This window comes from Blastopirellula retiformator, assembly GCF_007859755.1.
In the GTDB taxonomy this organism is placed as follows: domain Bacteria; phylum Planctomycetota; class Planctomycetia; order Pirellulales; family Pirellulaceae; genus Blastopirellula; species Blastopirellula retiformator.
In genome coordinates this window covers 1,681,447-1,697,247 of the sequence record NZ_SJPF01000001.1, presented here as the reverse complement: position 1 = coordinate 1,697,247, position 15,801 = coordinate 1,681,447, and the positions used below count along the sequence as shown (strand labels likewise).

The 15,801-nt window shown below is 59.4% G+C and carries 13 protein-coding genes; 5 read left to right on the top strand and 8 right to left on the bottom strand.

All coding sequences use genetic code 11. The features are described from left to right. Positions 1–263 precede the first annotated feature (263 nt). Positions 264–3,737 (top strand): hypothetical protein, encoded by a 3,474-nt coding sequence (locus Enr8_RS07075; RefSeq protein ID WP_146429866.1) that lies wholly within the window; start codon positions 264–266, stop codon positions 3,735–3,737. 27 nt (positions 3,738–3,764) lie between these two features. Here Enr8_RS07075 and Enr8_RS07070 read toward each other — a convergent pair whose 3' ends face one another. The 6 genes from Enr8_RS07070 to folE2 all read right to left on the bottom strand — a co-directional run bounded on the left by Enr8_RS07070 (position 3,765) and on the right by folE2 (position 9,554). Beyond that, a complete protein-coding gene (locus tag Enr8_RS07070; protein ID WP_186767484.1) occupies positions 3,765–5,615 on the bottom strand; it encodes a response regulator in 1,851 nt (616 codons plus the stop codon). Between the two features lie 214 nt (positions 5,616–5,829). Further along, the gene (gene mog, locus Enr8_RS07065) at positions 5,830–6,378 is read right to left on the bottom strand and encodes a molybdopterin adenylyltransferase (protein ID WP_146429864.1); all 549 of its coding nucleotides are present in this window, start codon (positions 6,376–6,378) and stop codon (positions 5,830–5,832) included. A 24-nt stretch (positions 6,379–6,402) separates the two neighbouring features. After that, on the bottom strand, positions 6,403–6,882 hold the full coding sequence (locus Enr8_RS07060) for a 6-pyruvoyl trahydropterin synthase family protein (RefSeq protein ID WP_146429863.1): 480 nt from the start codon (positions 6,880–6,882) through the stop codon (positions 6,403–6,405). 26 nt (positions 6,883–6,908) lie between these two features. Further along, complete coding sequence (locus tag Enr8_RS07055; RefSeq protein WP_146429862.1) at positions 6,909–8,141, bottom strand: prepilin peptidase; 1,233 nt, start codon at positions 8,139–8,141, stop codon at positions 6,909–6,911. A gap of 1 nt (position 8,142) precedes the next feature. Further along, positions 8,143–8,493, bottom strand: a complete 351-nt coding sequence (locus Enr8_RS07050; protein WP_222434804.1) for a nucleotide pyrophosphohydrolase — start codon at positions 8,491–8,493, stop codon at positions 8,143–8,145. A gap of 53 nt (positions 8,494–8,546) precedes the next feature. Beyond that, on the bottom strand, positions 8,547–9,554 hold the full coding sequence (gene folE2, locus Enr8_RS07045) for a GTP cyclohydrolase FolE2 (RefSeq protein WP_146429861.1): 1,008 nt from the start codon (positions 9,552–9,554) through the stop codon (positions 8,547–8,549). A 342-nt stretch (positions 9,555–9,896) separates the two neighbouring features. Here folE2 and hemB point away from each other — a divergent pair, with 342 nt between their 5' ends. From hemB to Enr8_RS07025, 4 genes are all read left to right on the top strand, one after another. Further along, complete coding sequence (gene hemB, locus Enr8_RS07040; protein ID WP_146429860.1) at positions 9,897–10,895, top strand: porphobilinogen synthase; 999 nt, start codon at positions 9,897–9,899, stop codon at positions 10,893–10,895. 105 nt (positions 10,896–11,000) lie between these two features. Continuing rightward, the gene (locus Enr8_RS07035) at positions 11,001–11,900 is read left to right on the top strand and encodes an EboA domain-containing protein (RefSeq protein WP_146429859.1); all 900 of its coding nucleotides are present in this window, start codon (positions 11,001–11,003) and stop codon (positions 11,898–11,900) included. Between the two features lie 15 nt (positions 11,901–11,915). Continuing rightward, complete coding sequence (locus tag Enr8_RS07030) at positions 11,916–12,824, top strand: TatD family hydrolase (RefSeq protein ID WP_146429858.1); 909 nt, start codon at positions 11,916–11,918, stop codon at positions 12,822–12,824. A 134-nt stretch (positions 12,825–12,958) separates the two neighbouring features. Next, complete coding sequence (locus Enr8_RS07025; RefSeq protein WP_146429857.1) at positions 12,959–13,465, top strand: DUF1569 domain-containing protein; 507 nt, start codon at positions 12,959–12,961, stop codon at positions 13,463–13,465. A 12-nt stretch (positions 13,466–13,477) separates the two neighbouring features. Here Enr8_RS07025 and Enr8_RS07020 read toward each other — a convergent pair whose 3' ends face one another. Beyond that, positions 13,478–14,683 carry an NPCBM/NEW2 domain-containing protein gene (locus Enr8_RS07020; protein WP_186767483.1) on the bottom strand — a complete coding sequence of 402 codons (1,206 nt, stop codon included), beginning with the start codon at positions 14,681–14,683 and terminating at the stop codon, positions 13,478–13,480. 7 nt (positions 14,684–14,690) lie between these two features. After that, entirely contained in the window at positions 14,691–15,752 is a 1,062-nt protein-coding gene (locus Enr8_RS07015) for a prenyltransferase/squalene oxidase repeat-containing protein (RefSeq protein ID WP_146429855.1), read from the bottom strand. Positions 15,753–15,801 lie beyond the last annotated feature (49 nt).

Here is a 15,801-nt window from a genome sequence, read left to right as displayed (position 1 = left end):
GCAAGCGATCAGGAGACATGCGAAGCTACGAAACAGCGAACCAGGAAAGCTCACGATGGGGGCCCCTTGGAAAAGTAGCGAGAACTGTTTTCGAAATCGTAACTATTTTTCTAACACCTTACCATTGTTCGCCTCCTGTGACGGCGGTTTTCCCATAACCCCCCGCCAAGGGAAGGCAAGCGCAGACGAACCGACTTCCAACCGGTTAAGATCGCAGGCGCACGTTATGTACTAAAAATTCGTCCTCACCGTGTAAAACAACGATGGACCTGAAAGAAAAGCTTGGCTTCGGCGCCCCTCAGACCAAAAAACAACGCAGTGAAGAGCGGAGTCGGCTGATTCGCTACATCAATCTGCAGATGATTGCGAATGAGCTCCCGCCGCCGCTGCATGAGCAGGAAGCGGAATTCGCGGACCTGCTGAAAGGTCTGTTGACGAATTACCACGAAAAGGCGCGGATGCTGCGCGACGTTCCGGCCCCGGTCGACGCCCGGATCGAATCCTTCCTGGCCGACTACTTTTCGGACCTCGACGTCGGTCCGCTGCAACTGCCGCGTCAGTCGTTCATCCTCGATCGTCACGGCATCGCCCGGGAATTGTCGATTCCGGTAAATGGAGACAAATTCGAGAGCGAGTTGGTCGAATCGTATCGCCTGGAAAACGGCGTCCTCAACAATCCCCGCAGCGATCGCCGGACCACCAAGGGGACCTTCCACGTTTGTGAAGGGGGACTGCCGATCGCCGCCGACAAGCTGGCGGTGCCGAAGGAAACCTTCGCACGGATGTTCCAGATCGCGATGAACCCGCCCCAGAAGTACCTGGAGCTTCCCTACACCAGCCAGCACGAAGAGAAAGCGTATTCGTTCGTTTCGCTGCTCTTGCGACCGATCGTCTGCCCGGAAGTGCCCGGCTTCACTCCGGAAAAGACGATGGAAGTTCGCTTCTACGTCCCCGGACAATTGGTCAGCAATCTCGACTTCGTCGAATCGATTTTCGGCAACGCCGGCGACCCGTTCATTCCGAAGAACGACGCAGCGCTCGACGTCGAACACTGGACCGGCCACACCGGCTGCGTCATCCTGGCGCCGCAACTGCTGGGCGTCTCCAAGAAGGAATTGGGCCTGCCGCACTTTGACGACGCAACCGAGCGTCAGCGTCAAGACGGCATGTGCTGGAAAGAAGAATCGGAAATCTACAACGACGGTCAAGCCTTCAAGCTAACGTGCCGTGACCAGCGGGGCGTCGTTGTGACGCTGATCGCCGATAATTATTACGGCTACTGCAAAAAGGAAGTCAAGACGCAGCTCAGCTACGCCGCCAACCTCTACGGCAACGTCGAGGAAGAGCATGCCGGCGGCGTGATCGCTTACACCAGTTGGAACCTGGGCGAAGACTTCCGCGTCAACAGCCAACGCTATAACGGCCGCACGATCGACGACGTCGCCAGAGATTACGGCGAATGGATCGACATGCAGCCGGAAGGTTATGGCATCGACAAAAATTACCCCGATATCGTCTACATTCCGGAAGACGCCCGGGCGACGATGGTCGAGCAGTGCATCAAGTGGTCTCGCGATGGCGAAGAACGCTCCATTCCGCTGCTGCCCGGCAAGATTTACGTCGCTCCGTCCGGCTACAAGATTCGGATGGAGAAGCACCCCGCGGCGCCCAGCTGGCGTTTGATCGGCACGATGGCCGAAGGGGTTAACTGTCACAAGCCGTGTACCGTCAGCGGCGGCGGCAAGAGCGAAATCAGCAAGTCGGCGACCGACTACATGTTGTACGGTCCGATCTTCGTCAACGAAATTGACAAAGACCTGGAACTGATCGACGAGATCTTCAATCACGACTACAGCGATCGCTGGGCGGCCGATTCGCAGATCAAACCGAACTACGCCGAACGTCCCAGCCGCAAGATTTTGTCGCCGGAACGCTCGCTCGGCAGCGTCATCAAACTGTTGACGCCGTCGGCCGATTACACCGACAAATACAATGAGTGGCTCGCCTCGATCCCGAACCACATCTACTCGATGTTGTTCATCATCAAGCGATTCCAACAGCCTGACTGGGATCACAACTGGCGCGCTAACTTCAGCGTCGACATCGTCAACGGCACGCCGGGGCATGAGCTGAAGTATCTCGATCGCACGCTGGTCGGCACCTATTTGCGGGTCGGCCTGTCCGAATCGCTGCAGTGGCGAACCTACAAGTTGCGTCAAGATTTCTACGCCGCCGACAAGGTGCAGACCGAAGACGACATCTCGGCGTCGGTGGTCGTTCCGGCGAAAGCGATCTCGAATCTCGATCCGCAACTCGACGCCGACAGCTACAAGTTCCTGACGAACTGCGAATATCGCTTGTTCCAGCGTCCTGACGATGCGGTCCATCGCGGACTCGATAAACAGACCGAGTTCGATCTGTCGCAGCCGGGGAACTTCATCTCGAACTTCGCGCCGCTCAACCGAGAGGACGTCGCCAAAATGGCGGAGCAGATCGCCGAGTTCGATCAGTTCACCTTGCCGATGCAGAGCTTCCTGCGTGAATTTTTGGACGATCCCACCGCCGAAACCGGCTACGCCGTTTGCTCCGCCTTCCCGCGGATCGTCAACGGCGTGCCGACCAAGAACCCGCGGTACCTACAAACGCGTCCTGATATGGCGAATCCGATCTTCCGCTATGTGGGCGAAGTCGGCACGCGTCTGTATCGCAAAATTCCGGCCGATCAGCCGGCGCCGACGCCGGTGAACGCCGTCCTGTGCGGTCGCCGCAACAATCCGCCCGACGCGGCGGCCGGCATTCGCAGCCTGGCGGTCTATGGACCGATCCATTACCAGGAACTGCCGGAACTGTTCATGGACTTCGTCTGCTCGCTGACCGGCAAGAGTCCTTCGACCACCGGCGCCGGTAGCGAAGGCGCCCTGACCAAGGGCCCGTTCAACGCGCTGCGTCCGGCGGCCGACCTGAACAACGCCCTGGTCAGCTACATCCTGACCGGCCTGGCCGGTTACTCGACCGCCGCCGGCTACATTGGCCCCAACGTTCGCGTCGACCATGACGTCAGCCTGTTGATTCCGGAAATCTGGTGCCGACTGACGCCGGAAGAACGGGATCCGAAGTTCCTGATCGGCGAACGGATGCTGGAAAAGATCGATGACTTCACCTACAACGGCGAAGCGATCCCAGCCAGCCGACTCGGTTACCGCATCACTCGCCGGTTCGTCCGCACCTTCTTCGGTCGCGTCTTCGACAACCCGCTGAAGGTCTTTGATGACTCGATTCTGCGTCCAGAAACGCAGGACCCCGATTCGTACGCCGACGGCATCAAGCACATCGTCGAAGCGCAGCAGCGCGTCGCCGCCCGTCACTTGCAAGACGGTTCGGTGGAAGAGGCCTGCCCACCGCTGAAGGCGTTGTTGATGATCATGGCCGAAGGCTCGTACGAAGGGAAAACGGCCTCCGATCCTGAATTTCGCCAGATGTTCACCAAGAAGTACCTGCTGTCGAGCGATTGGTACCGCAAGCGTCTGGCGACGAAGAAATCGCGCGACACGGCTCTTTGGAAGCGTCACGTGGCGGCGATCGACAAGTTCACGTCCGACTCACGCAACGCCGGTTCGGTCAAAGAACTGGGTCTGGCGGCGCGACGCGAATACGCGGCGGCTCAGCTGGCGATGACCGAGAACGAGGACTACCTGGTCGCCCTCGAGGGGACGCTGGGCGCTCATCCGTTCGACTAACGCAGCCAAGCTGAAGGGCGCCGAGGCTCAGCAAGGAGCCTCGGCGTCCTTCTTTTTTCGATTCGCGGGGCCAGGCAAAAAGCCGGCGACCGTTTCTAACAGTTGCTCGCGGTTGACCGGCTTGGTCAAGTATTCGTCGGTTCCGGCATCCAGGCATCGCTGTCGGTCACCGCTCATGGCGTGCGCCGTCAGGGCGATAATCGGCGTGCGAACTCCTTCTTTCCGCAATTGCCGAGTCGCCTGGTAGCCATCCATGATCGGCATCTGCATGTCCATCAGGATGACGTCATACGGATTTCCTTGGCTCCGCGAAGTCAAGAATAGATCAACTCCATCGCGACCATCGGCGGCGATCGTCACCTCGGCGCCTGCCTTCTCCAGGATTAGTCGCAATAAGCGTTGGTTGTCGGGACCATCTTCGACCAGCAGCACCCGGCCGGAAAGCGCCGTCGATAACTTAGGAACACTACTAACCGTCACCGGCACCCAGTTATGATCATCGGCGCAGTTCGAGATCTTAACGTTCGACAAATCCCCGGTCGAAACGGTAAACCGAAAAATGCTGCCGCGGCCAGGATTGCTTTCGCACTGCATCTGCCCACCCAACAGTTCGGTCAGGCGAATGCTGATCGACAAGCCCAAGCCAGTGCCGCCATATCTGCGGCTCATTGACGTATTGGCTTGCTCAAAGGGCAAGAAGATCCGCCGCATTTCCTCGTCGGACATTCCAATCCCCGAGTCGATCACCTCGAACTCCAATTGGGGATCCTCGCTACCGATACCGATCAGGCGCGTTCGTAGCGAGACGGTTCCTTCTTCGGTGTATTTGATGGCGTTGCCCAGCAGGTTGATCAGAACCTGGCGCAGGCGCGTTGCGTCGGTCATCACCACCGCCGGCATCGGACCGCAGAATTCGTTTTCTAGCCGCAGGCCCTTTTGCGACGCTCGCAAGTGCATCAGGGCCAGCACGTCCGAAACGATCCGTACCGGCGACGCAGTTTGAGGACAGACGTCGAGCTTGCCGGCTTCGATCTTGCTGAGGTCCAACACGTCGTTGATCACCTGCAGCAAGTGATGGCCGTTGCGCAAGATCGTCTCCAGAGCGAAGACCCGCTCTTTGGGCGCGTGTTCGTTTTCGTCCGCTTTGCGCAACTCTTCGGCATAGCCAATAATCGCGGTCATCGGCGTCCGAATCTCGTGACTCATATTCGCCAGAAATTCGCTTTTCGACCGGTTAGCCGCCTCGGCGGCTTGCGAAGCTTCGGTCAGACGGTCGTTGGTCGACTTCAATTCCGACGCCGCACGCATCAGATCGGCCGTTCGCTCTTCGACCAAGCGATTGAGCACGTCCATCCGCACCCGCGCCTGCTGCGTCAATTGCCATTTCCGCGTCAGGGCGATCGCCAACTGGCGGGCCTCGATGACGTCAAACGGCTTCTTGAGGATGACCAGTTGATCGGTCTCGCCCAGCTTTTCCAGCAGCGATTCCCAGGTATGGTCGGAGTAAGCGGTGCAGATGACGACCTGAATGTCGGGATAGTCGCGCCAGATTCGTTGAATCGTCTCGAGACCGTCCCAGCCCGGCGGCATCCGCATGTCGACAAACGCAAGTGCGAACGGCAGCCCCGCTTTTTCGGCGGCGGCGACCTTTTCCAGGCCTTCTTCGCCTTGATAGGCTGACTCGATCTCGAACGCGAAGTCGTGTTCGTCGGGCGCCAACTCATCTTCTTCAAACAAGAGCGCACGAACGTCGCTGGTCGCCACATTCAAGTTGCTTGCGCCGGAGAGAATTCGGCGAAAGTCATCGTGAATCGCAGGATTGTCGTCGATCACAATGACGCGACGATTGATCTCGTTTTCCAGGTGTTTTCCGCTCACCGCGCATGCCCCCACACAGTTGCTGCCCCTGAGGAGCGATCGAAGCCGGACGTTTCCATCCCGCGGCGATCACTTCCAACCGATAGCGACGCTGTAAAGGTCGCTAGGTAATCCTAAGTCTGCGTCCAAAGCTAGGCGGGCAAGCTGCGCCTAGCCGCACCCCGTAAAAGCATGGGTCGCGGCGAATCGCAACGATTTTGACGAGAGAACGTCATCAAGACTTCTTGGCGGGCCGAAATGCCAGAATCTTAGTGGGGTCTGTGGTCAGAAATGGCCCCTCTAGCAGATCGATGCAATAGGGAATCGCAGGAAAAACCGCGTCCAGGCACTCCGCAATCGCCTTCGGCTGCCCAGGGAGGTTGATCAACAGCGACTTGCCGCGGATGCCGGCCGTCTGTCGCGAGAGAATCGCCGTCGGCACCTTCTCTAAAGAGACCTTCCGCATCAACTCGCCAAAGCCTGGCATCATCTTATCGCAAACTGCCTCAGTCGCTTCCGGAGTCACGTCACGCAGCGCCGGACCAGTTCCTCCGGTCGTAATCACCAGGCAGCACTCCTGTTGGTCGCAAAGCTCGCGGAGCGTCGCTTCGATCCCCGCGCGATCATCCGAGATCACGCGGGCTACCGCCTCCCAAGAAGAGGTCAAAGTCTCGGCCAGGTAAGCCTGAATGGCTGGACCGCCCCGGTCTTCGTATTCGCCGCGACTGGCGCGGTCTGATACGGTGACGACGCCAATCTTGGCAGGCGAATCGGTGCTGCTCATGCTCCGCGAACCTTTCGTGCTGACTTAATCGACCGTGACCGAACTCAGCGAAGCGGTCGTCGAACCATCGACGTCGCCAGCGACGCGGGCTTCGGCAAACGCTTCTTCGGTCTCCCAGACCACCACCTTCACGGCGCGCACGTTCGAGTCGCCCAGCAGTTCGGGACAGACATAGTCAAGCAGATAGCGGGCCATGCTCTCGGCGGTCGGGTTGTACGGCATGACGAAATACTTGCACGGCACAACCTGTTTGATCGCGTTGATTCCGTTCTCGTCCTGCTCGCTCAGGATAAAACCGTGGTCCCAGTTTTCGTCGAGCCAGCCCTTGAACTTCGCTTTCAGGTCGGCGAAATCGATCACCCGGCCGACGCTATCGACTTCGTCTGCGGTAACGTAAAAGTCGGCGACATAGTTGTGGCCATGAAAGAACTCGCACTTGCCGCCATGTTTGTACAACCGGTGACCGGCGCAAAACTTGATGCGCCGCATGATTACCAGACTCATCTTCTTTCTCCCTCAGATCCGAATGATTACGTATTGAATTCTACCGGTTCGCAGCGTGGCGGCGAAACCGGATCGTCGTTTTGAAATCGTCGCACGTCGACCCCTTGCGGTCGCCCGGCCATCGCCAGCAACAAGAAACTCATCAGTAACAGTGGCAGGACGACGCATAACCCAAGCGGCGTCAGGCCGGGTCCCGGCAACCAAGACGGTTCCACCCACCAGCCCCACCCGCAGATGTAAACAAGCGTCACGCCGCATAGCAGCAGTTCAAACAATCCTGGGCGCACATACCGCCCCCGCTTCGACAATGCGAAAAAGGCGAGCCCATACAACGGCAAGACGACCGCAGCGACCGTCACGACCGCCTGCCATCCCAGAAAGAGCCCCGTCGCCGCCAGCATCGTCGGCAGCGCCCAGCCCCGCGACAGATCTCCTTCTTCCCGCGTCTCAAGCCGCCGCACCACCAGCCCCAGCAGCAAGCCGACCATCGCGCCAACCAAAATCGTTAGTAGCTCCACCATCCAAGCTGACGAGTCCAGCGCAATGGCGGGTACAGGATGAATGCCGGGCCAAACCAGCGGCGCGGCAATCCCCACCAGGGCCGCCACAATCACAGTCGACTTCGGAATTCGCTGGCGATCCCACGCCATCAAGGCCCACGGCAACATCCAGCAGAAAAACGCCGCGTGATAGGCGTAGATCCGGATGATTTCCCATCTGCCTTCGAAGACGACGCCCGCGAAACCGCGTCCGCTGGTAATCGCGCCGCCAGGCAAGTTGCTTCCGCCACATAACAATTCGGCGATCAGCAGCGCGACGAAGATCATCCCCATCGTCGCTTCGACCAACGGATACCGCGACGAAATTGGCAATCGGCAAGCGCGACACTTCCCTTCCAGGTTGATCCAGCCTAAGACCGGGACGTTGTCGAGCGCTCGAATCTTGGTCGAGCAAAACGGGCAGGCCGAAGGTTTGTCGACGACCGACTTACCGCGCGGCAATCGCCAGACGACGACGTTCAAATAGCTGCCAATCACGGCCCCGACGGCGAAGAACCAGCCGTAGCCGAACACGTTGATCATCCAATCCCGCAGCGTCGCCAGACGCTCGAGTCGATCCATCGCTTCGCTCGGACGATTGACGGCCGAACTGCGAACGAGAAACTCAATCGCAGGCCACGTGATCAGGACGGCGACGAAGATCAAGATCGCCGCTACGCCGATCCGCCGGAGTTGATTCGGTTTGCGACGCGCGGCCATATTAACGCAACTTTGGATTGTTAAGGTGACGCTCCTTGTCCCGGCCAGTCTTCTTCGCCAAGTTCTTCTCTAGGGCGGTCGTCAGATCGACGCCGGTTTGGTTGGCGATGCAAATCAAGACGAACAACACGTCAGCCAGCTCATCCGAAAGTTCGCCGCGTAGGGCCCCTTCCTTGAAGCTTTGCTCGCCATAGGTCCGCGACATGATCCGCGAAAGCTCGCCCACTTCTTCCATCAACTGAGCCAGGTTCGTCAGTTCCGAAAAATAGCGCACGCCGATTGTCTTGATCCACTCGTCCACTTCGGCTTGCGCCGAACGGATCGTAATGTCCGGGGATGGCTCAGAAGTCATCGGCAAGTCGCTTTGTTGGGCGCCAGCGAAAGAGGAATACCGGAAGCTAGCCGTTAGGCGGTCAAGCCGCCGGCGATTCCCTTGGTGACGATCGCCACGGCGTCATGCGGATGGAGACTCTCGAAGTGGCTCGCCTGAATCCGATAGTCGACGATGCCGTCCATCGCATCGACCGCGTTCTTGAGCCGCCGGGCGGCGTCTTCGCAGAACATCAGGTTTTCGCCATTGAGCCGCGCGAACTCTTGTTCGTCGGTCCGCTTTACGGCCGCTTGCACGGCGGTGTTGAGCGCCGCTTCGGTGCGGGTGATCAGCTCGTCGATCGGCAGATCGTCACGTCTGTCGTCCAGTTCGATCGTAATATCGGCATGGCTGCGTTGACTGTGCGGTACGGCCATCAACGTATCGTTCGAACCGAGCCAGTTGAGCACCGTCGCGGTGGCCAACCATTGGTGCCCGTAGAATTGCTCTTCAAATTGCTGCTGCAGCAACTGGCGCGCCAGGGCGGCCGAGCAGGGACACGCGCTGGAGTAAGTCAGTCGTACGTGGACGCGATAGGTCGTCTTCCCGCCCGTTGACCAGGCTTCGATCTGAACCGGATAGCTGCGCCAAGCCGAATGATCGCTGAGCAGCGACTCCCGCTGCATCATCTGTTCGTAGCGGAAGCTGACGTAGCTGGTGGCGCTAATGTCGGCGTGCGTGTCCAGAAAGCGTTTCAGGATCGTCTCGATCTGGTCGCGGCCAAACTCGGCGTCGAGCGAATCTTGCAGAGACAGATAGAGCCGCGACATGTGGATCCCTTTGACTTCGGGATCGTCGACGCTGACGTAGGCGTCGACCCGAGCCGGGATCCGCATCATTTCGCCGCTCGACTCGCGCAAGCGGATCGCAACCTCAATGCCCGACATCCCGACGCGGTTCAGCTTGCCCTGGACCAGCGGCGCGGCGTCGGCGGCAACGTCGGGCAGCGTATTCGGCCGGGTGTTGACGCCAAAGGGGCGAGCGGCGGCCGGATCGACCAGGTTCGCGGGCGAGGTTTCCGGTGAGGGCAAATTCGTCGACATAAGTTTCTCTAATCGCAGGGCAAATCGCGTCACAGATCCGGGGTTGCGCAGCGAGACCGTCAAGAGTCTCGGATGAAGGGGTAACCGCAGATTGCGACCCGCAATAACCCGCTAACCTGGTTGGATGCTCGAGGGTGGCGAAAGGTTGCATGAGGGGAGCTAAACCAAATCCAGCGGCTATTTTAGCGTTTTTTTCGCCTCGGCGGCGACTGGTTTCCCATTTCACCAATTTTCGCCAATCCCGGCTGGTACAATACTTCGGTAGCGCGACCTCTCCCTCGGGTGACGCCTACCTCCTGCCATTGTACTCCACCGGTCGCACAGAAAAGTGGTGATCACCCCATGCCCAGCCCTTTTGGACGCTTTCCCCAGACCCGACTCCGCCGCAATCGTCGCCATGACTGGTCGCGACGCTTGGTCTCCGAGAACCGACTGACGGTCGACGATCTGATCTGGCCCCTGTTTATTCAGCCCGGAGAAGGCCTACGGACGCCGATTTCGTCTCTTCCCGGCGTCGATCGGCTCTCGATCGACCTGTTGGTCGAAGAAGTCGGTCAGGCGGTTGCCCTGGGGATTCCCGTAATCGCTATTTTTCCGGCGACCCCCAGCGAGCTGAAAACCCCCGAAGCGGAAGAAGCGCTCAACTCGGACAATTTGGTCTGCCAGGCGGTCCGCGCGATCAAACAGGCGTACCCCAATATCGGCGTCCTGTGCGACGTGGCGCTCGACCCCTATTCGAGCCATGGCCATGACGGGCTCGTCCGTGACGGTTACGTCGTCAATGACGAGACCGTCGCGATGCTGTGCAAACAGTCGGTCGTACAGGCGGAAGCGGGCTGCGACATTATAGCACCCAGCGACATGATGGATGGCCGCATCGGCGCCATCCGCGACGCTTTGGACGAAGCCGGTTTTGAGCAAGTCCAGATCATGGCCTACGCCGCCAAGTACGCATCCGCCTTTTATGGGCCCTTTCGCGAGGCGGTCGGCTCGTCCGGCAATCTGGCTGGCGGCGACAAAAAGACCTACCAGATGGATCCGGCCAACACCGACGAAGCGATCCGCGAGGTGGCGCTCGACTTGGCCGAAGGCGCCGACATGGTGATGGTCAAACCGGGCATGCCATATCTCGACATCGTCCACCGCGTCAAAGCGGAGTTTGCCGTGCCGACGTTCGCCTACCAGGTCAGCGGCGAATACGCGATGCTGTCAGCCGCCGCCGCCAACGGCTGGCTCGATCGCGACAAAACGATGCTGGAAAGCCTGCTCGCCTTCAAACGAGCGGGCGCGGATGGCGTCTTGACCTACTTTGCCAAAGAGGCGGCTCGCATGCTCGGATAATAGACGGCTTCGAGCGGCGAAACCAAGTTCACGTTCTTGCAGCGGCGACGCCAAAGACTTAGGCTAAACTAATTGGCGATAAACGGCTATTAAAGGCAAAATACCTTGCTTTTCGAAAATCGAGACAGTACCCCGCCAACGCCTGCCAAACTGCTGCGTGGTTGGCTCGAGACGGCGACCGACGACGAGGGCCTCACTTGGCTGGATGACCGCATCGCGAAGGTCGAGTCAGGCGACGCTGCAGCGCTTTACCTCGGCTTTGGCCTAGCCCCACGCAAAGTTGGCAAGCAGCCGCTAGAGCTTTCGACGCTTCAATTGGATCTGGCGAAAGAAGTGCGCAGCGGCTGGGATCCTTCGACTTGGAACGTGGGGCAAGCGGCGCGGACGCTACTGTTGCTGTCGATCCCCAGCGAAGATCCAGGCCCGTACTTTGAGCATCTGGAAAAGTTGTTCAACGCGGCCGAACTGCAAGAGTCGGTCGCCCTGTTTCAAGCGCTGCCGGTCTTGCCCCATCCCGAACTGCTGGTCGACCGCGCGGTCGACGGCTTGCGAACCAACGTCCTGTTCATCTTCTCGGCGATCGCCCATCGCAATCCATTTCCGGAAGAGTACTTTTCGGAAGCGGCCTGGAATCAGATGGTGCTGAAGGCGCTGTTTATCGGGGCCGAGCTTGATCCGATGGTCGGCATCGATCGCCGCGTGAATCCGGCGCTGGCCGAGATGCTGATCGATTACGCCCACGAACGTCGCGCCGCCAAGCGTCCGATCCCCGTCGAGCTATGGCGGATGGTTGGACCGTTTGCCGATGAGACGGCGCTGGAAGACATGACGGCGATCCTCGCCGAAGGAACCGAACTCGAACAACAGGCGATCGCCTTGGCGTTGGCCGCCAGTGCGACCGACGACGCGGACGAGATCTTGCGGAGCAAGCCGCAACTCGCCGCCCAAATCGAACAAGGCGCCATTACCTGGAGCGGCATTTGCGATGCCGCGTATGCGAACTAACCGGAAGGGAACAGCATGCGATACATCGACCCCCACATCCACTGCTCGTCGCGTTCGACCGACGATTACGAACGCATGGCCGAAGCGGGCATCGTCGCCGTGATCGAGCCTGCCTTCTGGCTCGGTCAGCCGCGCACGACCGCCGGCGCCTTCCACGACTATTTCTCGAGCCTGGTCGGCTTCGAGCGGTTTCGAGCTGGACAGTTCGGCATCAAGCACTACTGCACGATTGGTTTGAACGCGAAAGAAGCGAATAACGAGCGGCTGGCCGAAGAAGTGCTCGACATGCTTCCGCTGTTCCTGGCCAAAGACAACGTCGTCGCCGTCGGCGAGATCGGCTTTGACGACATGACCCCTGCCGAAGAGCGAGCCCTGCGGGTGCAGCTCGACCTGGCCAAGGAGTTGGAATTACCGGTGATGATCCATACGCCCCACCGCAACAAAAAGCGGGGAACGTATCGGAGCATGGACATCATTGAAGAACATGGCGTTCCGCCCCACATGGTGGTGATCGATCACAATAACGAAGAGACCTGCAAAGAGGTTCTCGATCGCGGTTACTGGGCGGCGTTCACCATCTATCCCAAGACAAAGATGGGGAACCAACGGATGGTCGAAATCGTCAAACAGTACGGGTCGGATCGGGTGATCATCGACTCCTCGGCCGACTGGGGCATTTCCGACCCACTCGCGGTAACGAAAACGGGCAATTTGATGCTCGGTCAGGGTATCGCCGAGGAAGATGTTCAGCTAACGTGTTACAAGAACGCAATATCTGCGTATAATCAAAGTGGACAATTCAACGAGACGGACTGGCTGAATCCTGAGCCGGTCGACGAATCGAAATTGTTTGAAGGAAATAGCGTGCTGCGGGGACAACGCCCCGACTCCAGCACGCCGCAAGAGGACGGAATAATCACTTAGCGACCCGGAACTCGCTAAGCGATTGACAACTTGAAATACGAGAAGAGGCCGATGTCGCACTACGACATCGGCCTTTTTTTTGTTTAAAAGCGTTTATTTCTCGCGCGTGAATCCTTAAGAAAAGGACAGAGAGCATGATTGCGAGTAGTCGGGCAAGCGACGACGTCGGGACGACGAAACGTCGGATTTTGCTGTTTGCGAACTTCGAGGAGGTGATTGTCGACTGCCACCATCTGGCGGACGTCGGTTATCACAAGTTAGGGCAATGGAATCTGGGCCAGATCTGCCAACACCTGGCCGCCTTTATGGATCAATCGATCGACGGCTTTAAAGATCGCATGCCGTTTTGGCTGCCGGTCGTCCGCCCGGTGCTGCGGATGATCTACTTGCCGACGATCCTCAAGGGAGGCGCCGTCAGCGTCAAAGCGAAGGCGCCCCCTTCGATCTTGCCCTCGACCAGCGCTGACGATGAGATTCGTCTGGCCGAACTAGAGCGAGCGATCGCCCGGGTGATGCAAGAGGACGTCCAATTCGTCGAGTCGCCGGTTATGGGATCGCTTTCCCAGGAAGAATGGCGCAAGGTCCATATGTGGCATTGCCAACATCACTTGAGCTTCCTGATTCCGGGGCACAAGCGCTAACGCAACGCGACGTTACTTTTCGAACCGGGCCGAGAGCCAATCGGCTCGGTCCTTGACGTCCCCGCGATCGGCGAAGTCGACCACTAACGCAATCGCGGCGGCATTTCCCAGCGGCACGTTGATCGACTGCGGCGGCATCCCGCCGCGCATCGTCTCGCTTTGATAGGCCGACTTCCAGGCGCCATTCGGCCCTGCCAGGTAAACGCGAAACCGAACGCTCCCTTCGTCCCCAGACGATTGATCGACGGCGATCTCCGCCGCAAACCGGACAAAGCCTTTGGGAATGGGCGCGGCCAACCGCGACGTACTGTGCACGCCCAAGCCTTTGCGATAGAGCTTGCCGCCGGCGGCAAGCTCCCCGCCCAAGACGCTGCGGTCGCGCTGAAAGCTCCAACCGGTCGTCAGAAACGAAATCTGTTTCGCTTGCAACTTCGGCAGGTCCGAGAGATAAATCACTTCGCCTGACTGCGGGGCCGCGTAAACGACATCTCGCTGCAGCTTCGCTCCCGGAACCGACTCCAACACAACATCGCGAGCAATTTCGACCTGCATCTCCTTCCCGGCCATTGCGATCTTGCGCACAGGTAACAGCGAGCCGTCGCTCAAGCCGAGCCAAGCGTCAAACGCCACGCCGGACGAGGGCGCCAAGCTGGGGGCGAACAGGATTGCGGCGACGCGCGTCCGATCGACTTCGAGCGAAGTCGACTCGGTTTCTAGCTGAATCGTTTCCGACTTGATCGCCGCAACCAGTCCCGAGATGACGTCGCCATTCTCTAGCAGCAACTGATCGTCATTGCCGGCGTAGCCCTGGATGCGATCGAGTAGCGCCTGCCTTTTTACGTCGTCCAGCGGCAAACGCAGCGCAATGCCGCGAATCAACCGTAGCGGCAACTTCACCTCATCGAACGCCTTGGAGGGATACCCGATCAGTTCGCGGCGGGCTAGCAGGATGTCTTGCAAGACGATTCGCCCTCCTCCGTTGAGCAAGACCAGCGGCGTTTTGACGACCGCAGCCGGCGCCCCAAACTGCACGATCTGCGCGGCTGGCAGCGTCTCGCTTTGGCCATCGATCGCAAAGGTCCACTGGTCCCCTTCGATGCCGGTCAGCTGCGCGGTCCGCCGCTGTTGATTCCGCTCTAAGAGCGTTCCTTCGGCGCGAAGCGAACAGGTTGCGCAGACCAAGAGGCCCACAAAGGCGAACAGGCAAAGACGAAACATCGCGCGGCTATCGTTGGAAGATCGGCAAGTAGTTGTTCGGCATCTGCAGCACGATGCACGCCATCGCGGTTCCATATTCTGGACAGATGAAATCGGGCCAGTAACCGCCGGCGGTCTGACGGCTGAGCAGGTATTCGCGAACGACCGGATAGTACTGACGCCACAGCGCGTCGCCGGCGTGCCAGAACGCTTGCGAGGCGTAATACTGACCGTAAAAGAAGTGGCTGTTGCTGCGGATCTCACGCGGGTTCTGCAGATTCTCGACCAGGTACTGCATCCCTCGATCGACCTCTTCGCCCGAGTAAATGCCGGCGCTGTTCATCGCGACGACGCCAGCGGCCGAACGAGGAAACGCGCTCGGTCCCCGGCTTTGCAGCATGTACATGAATCCGCCGTCGGGGTTCTGGCTCCGTTTGACGTAATCGACGCAGCGGTCGACCGTCTCGTTAGGAACGTAGATCCCGGCGTTGCGGGCGGCCCGCAGCGCCATCATCTGGCAAACGGTCACCGAAATGTCGGCGTCTTGGCGAACCGGCTCGTACCGCCAACCCCCTTCAATGTTTTGCGTATCGACGATCAGCTTGACCGCTTCGGCCAGCTTTTCGCGCACCGACGAATCGCCTGACATGCCATAGACTTCGGCCAGAAACAGCGTGGCGAAGCCATGGCCATACATCGGCCCATGCGTGGCGGCGCCGGGGATGGCGATGAAGCCGCCCTCTTGCGAGTTCGCCAGGATGTACTCGATGCAGTAGTCGATGTTCTGACCGTAGGGGCCGCGTCCCGGCGAACTGCCGTGCGCCATGAAGGCCATGCCTGACAACGCGACGACCGCCGTATTGGCGCGGTATCCGTCAAATCCGTAGGCGCCGCGACCGCGACCATCTTTGATCTGTCGATCGGCCAGATAAGTCAGACCGGCGTTAATCGCGGTGCGAGCTTCCGGCGTAATCATGTCGGCCGAGCGCGACATCTCGGGCGCGGCCTGACCCAGACATTGGTTGACCTGGGCGGCGAGCGGAACGGCGGCCAGGGCCGTAAGAAACTGTCGGCGGCTGGGGTTCGTCATGACCTCTCCCTAGGAACGGCGGCCCCAACGGATGGCGAGCGACGGCGAA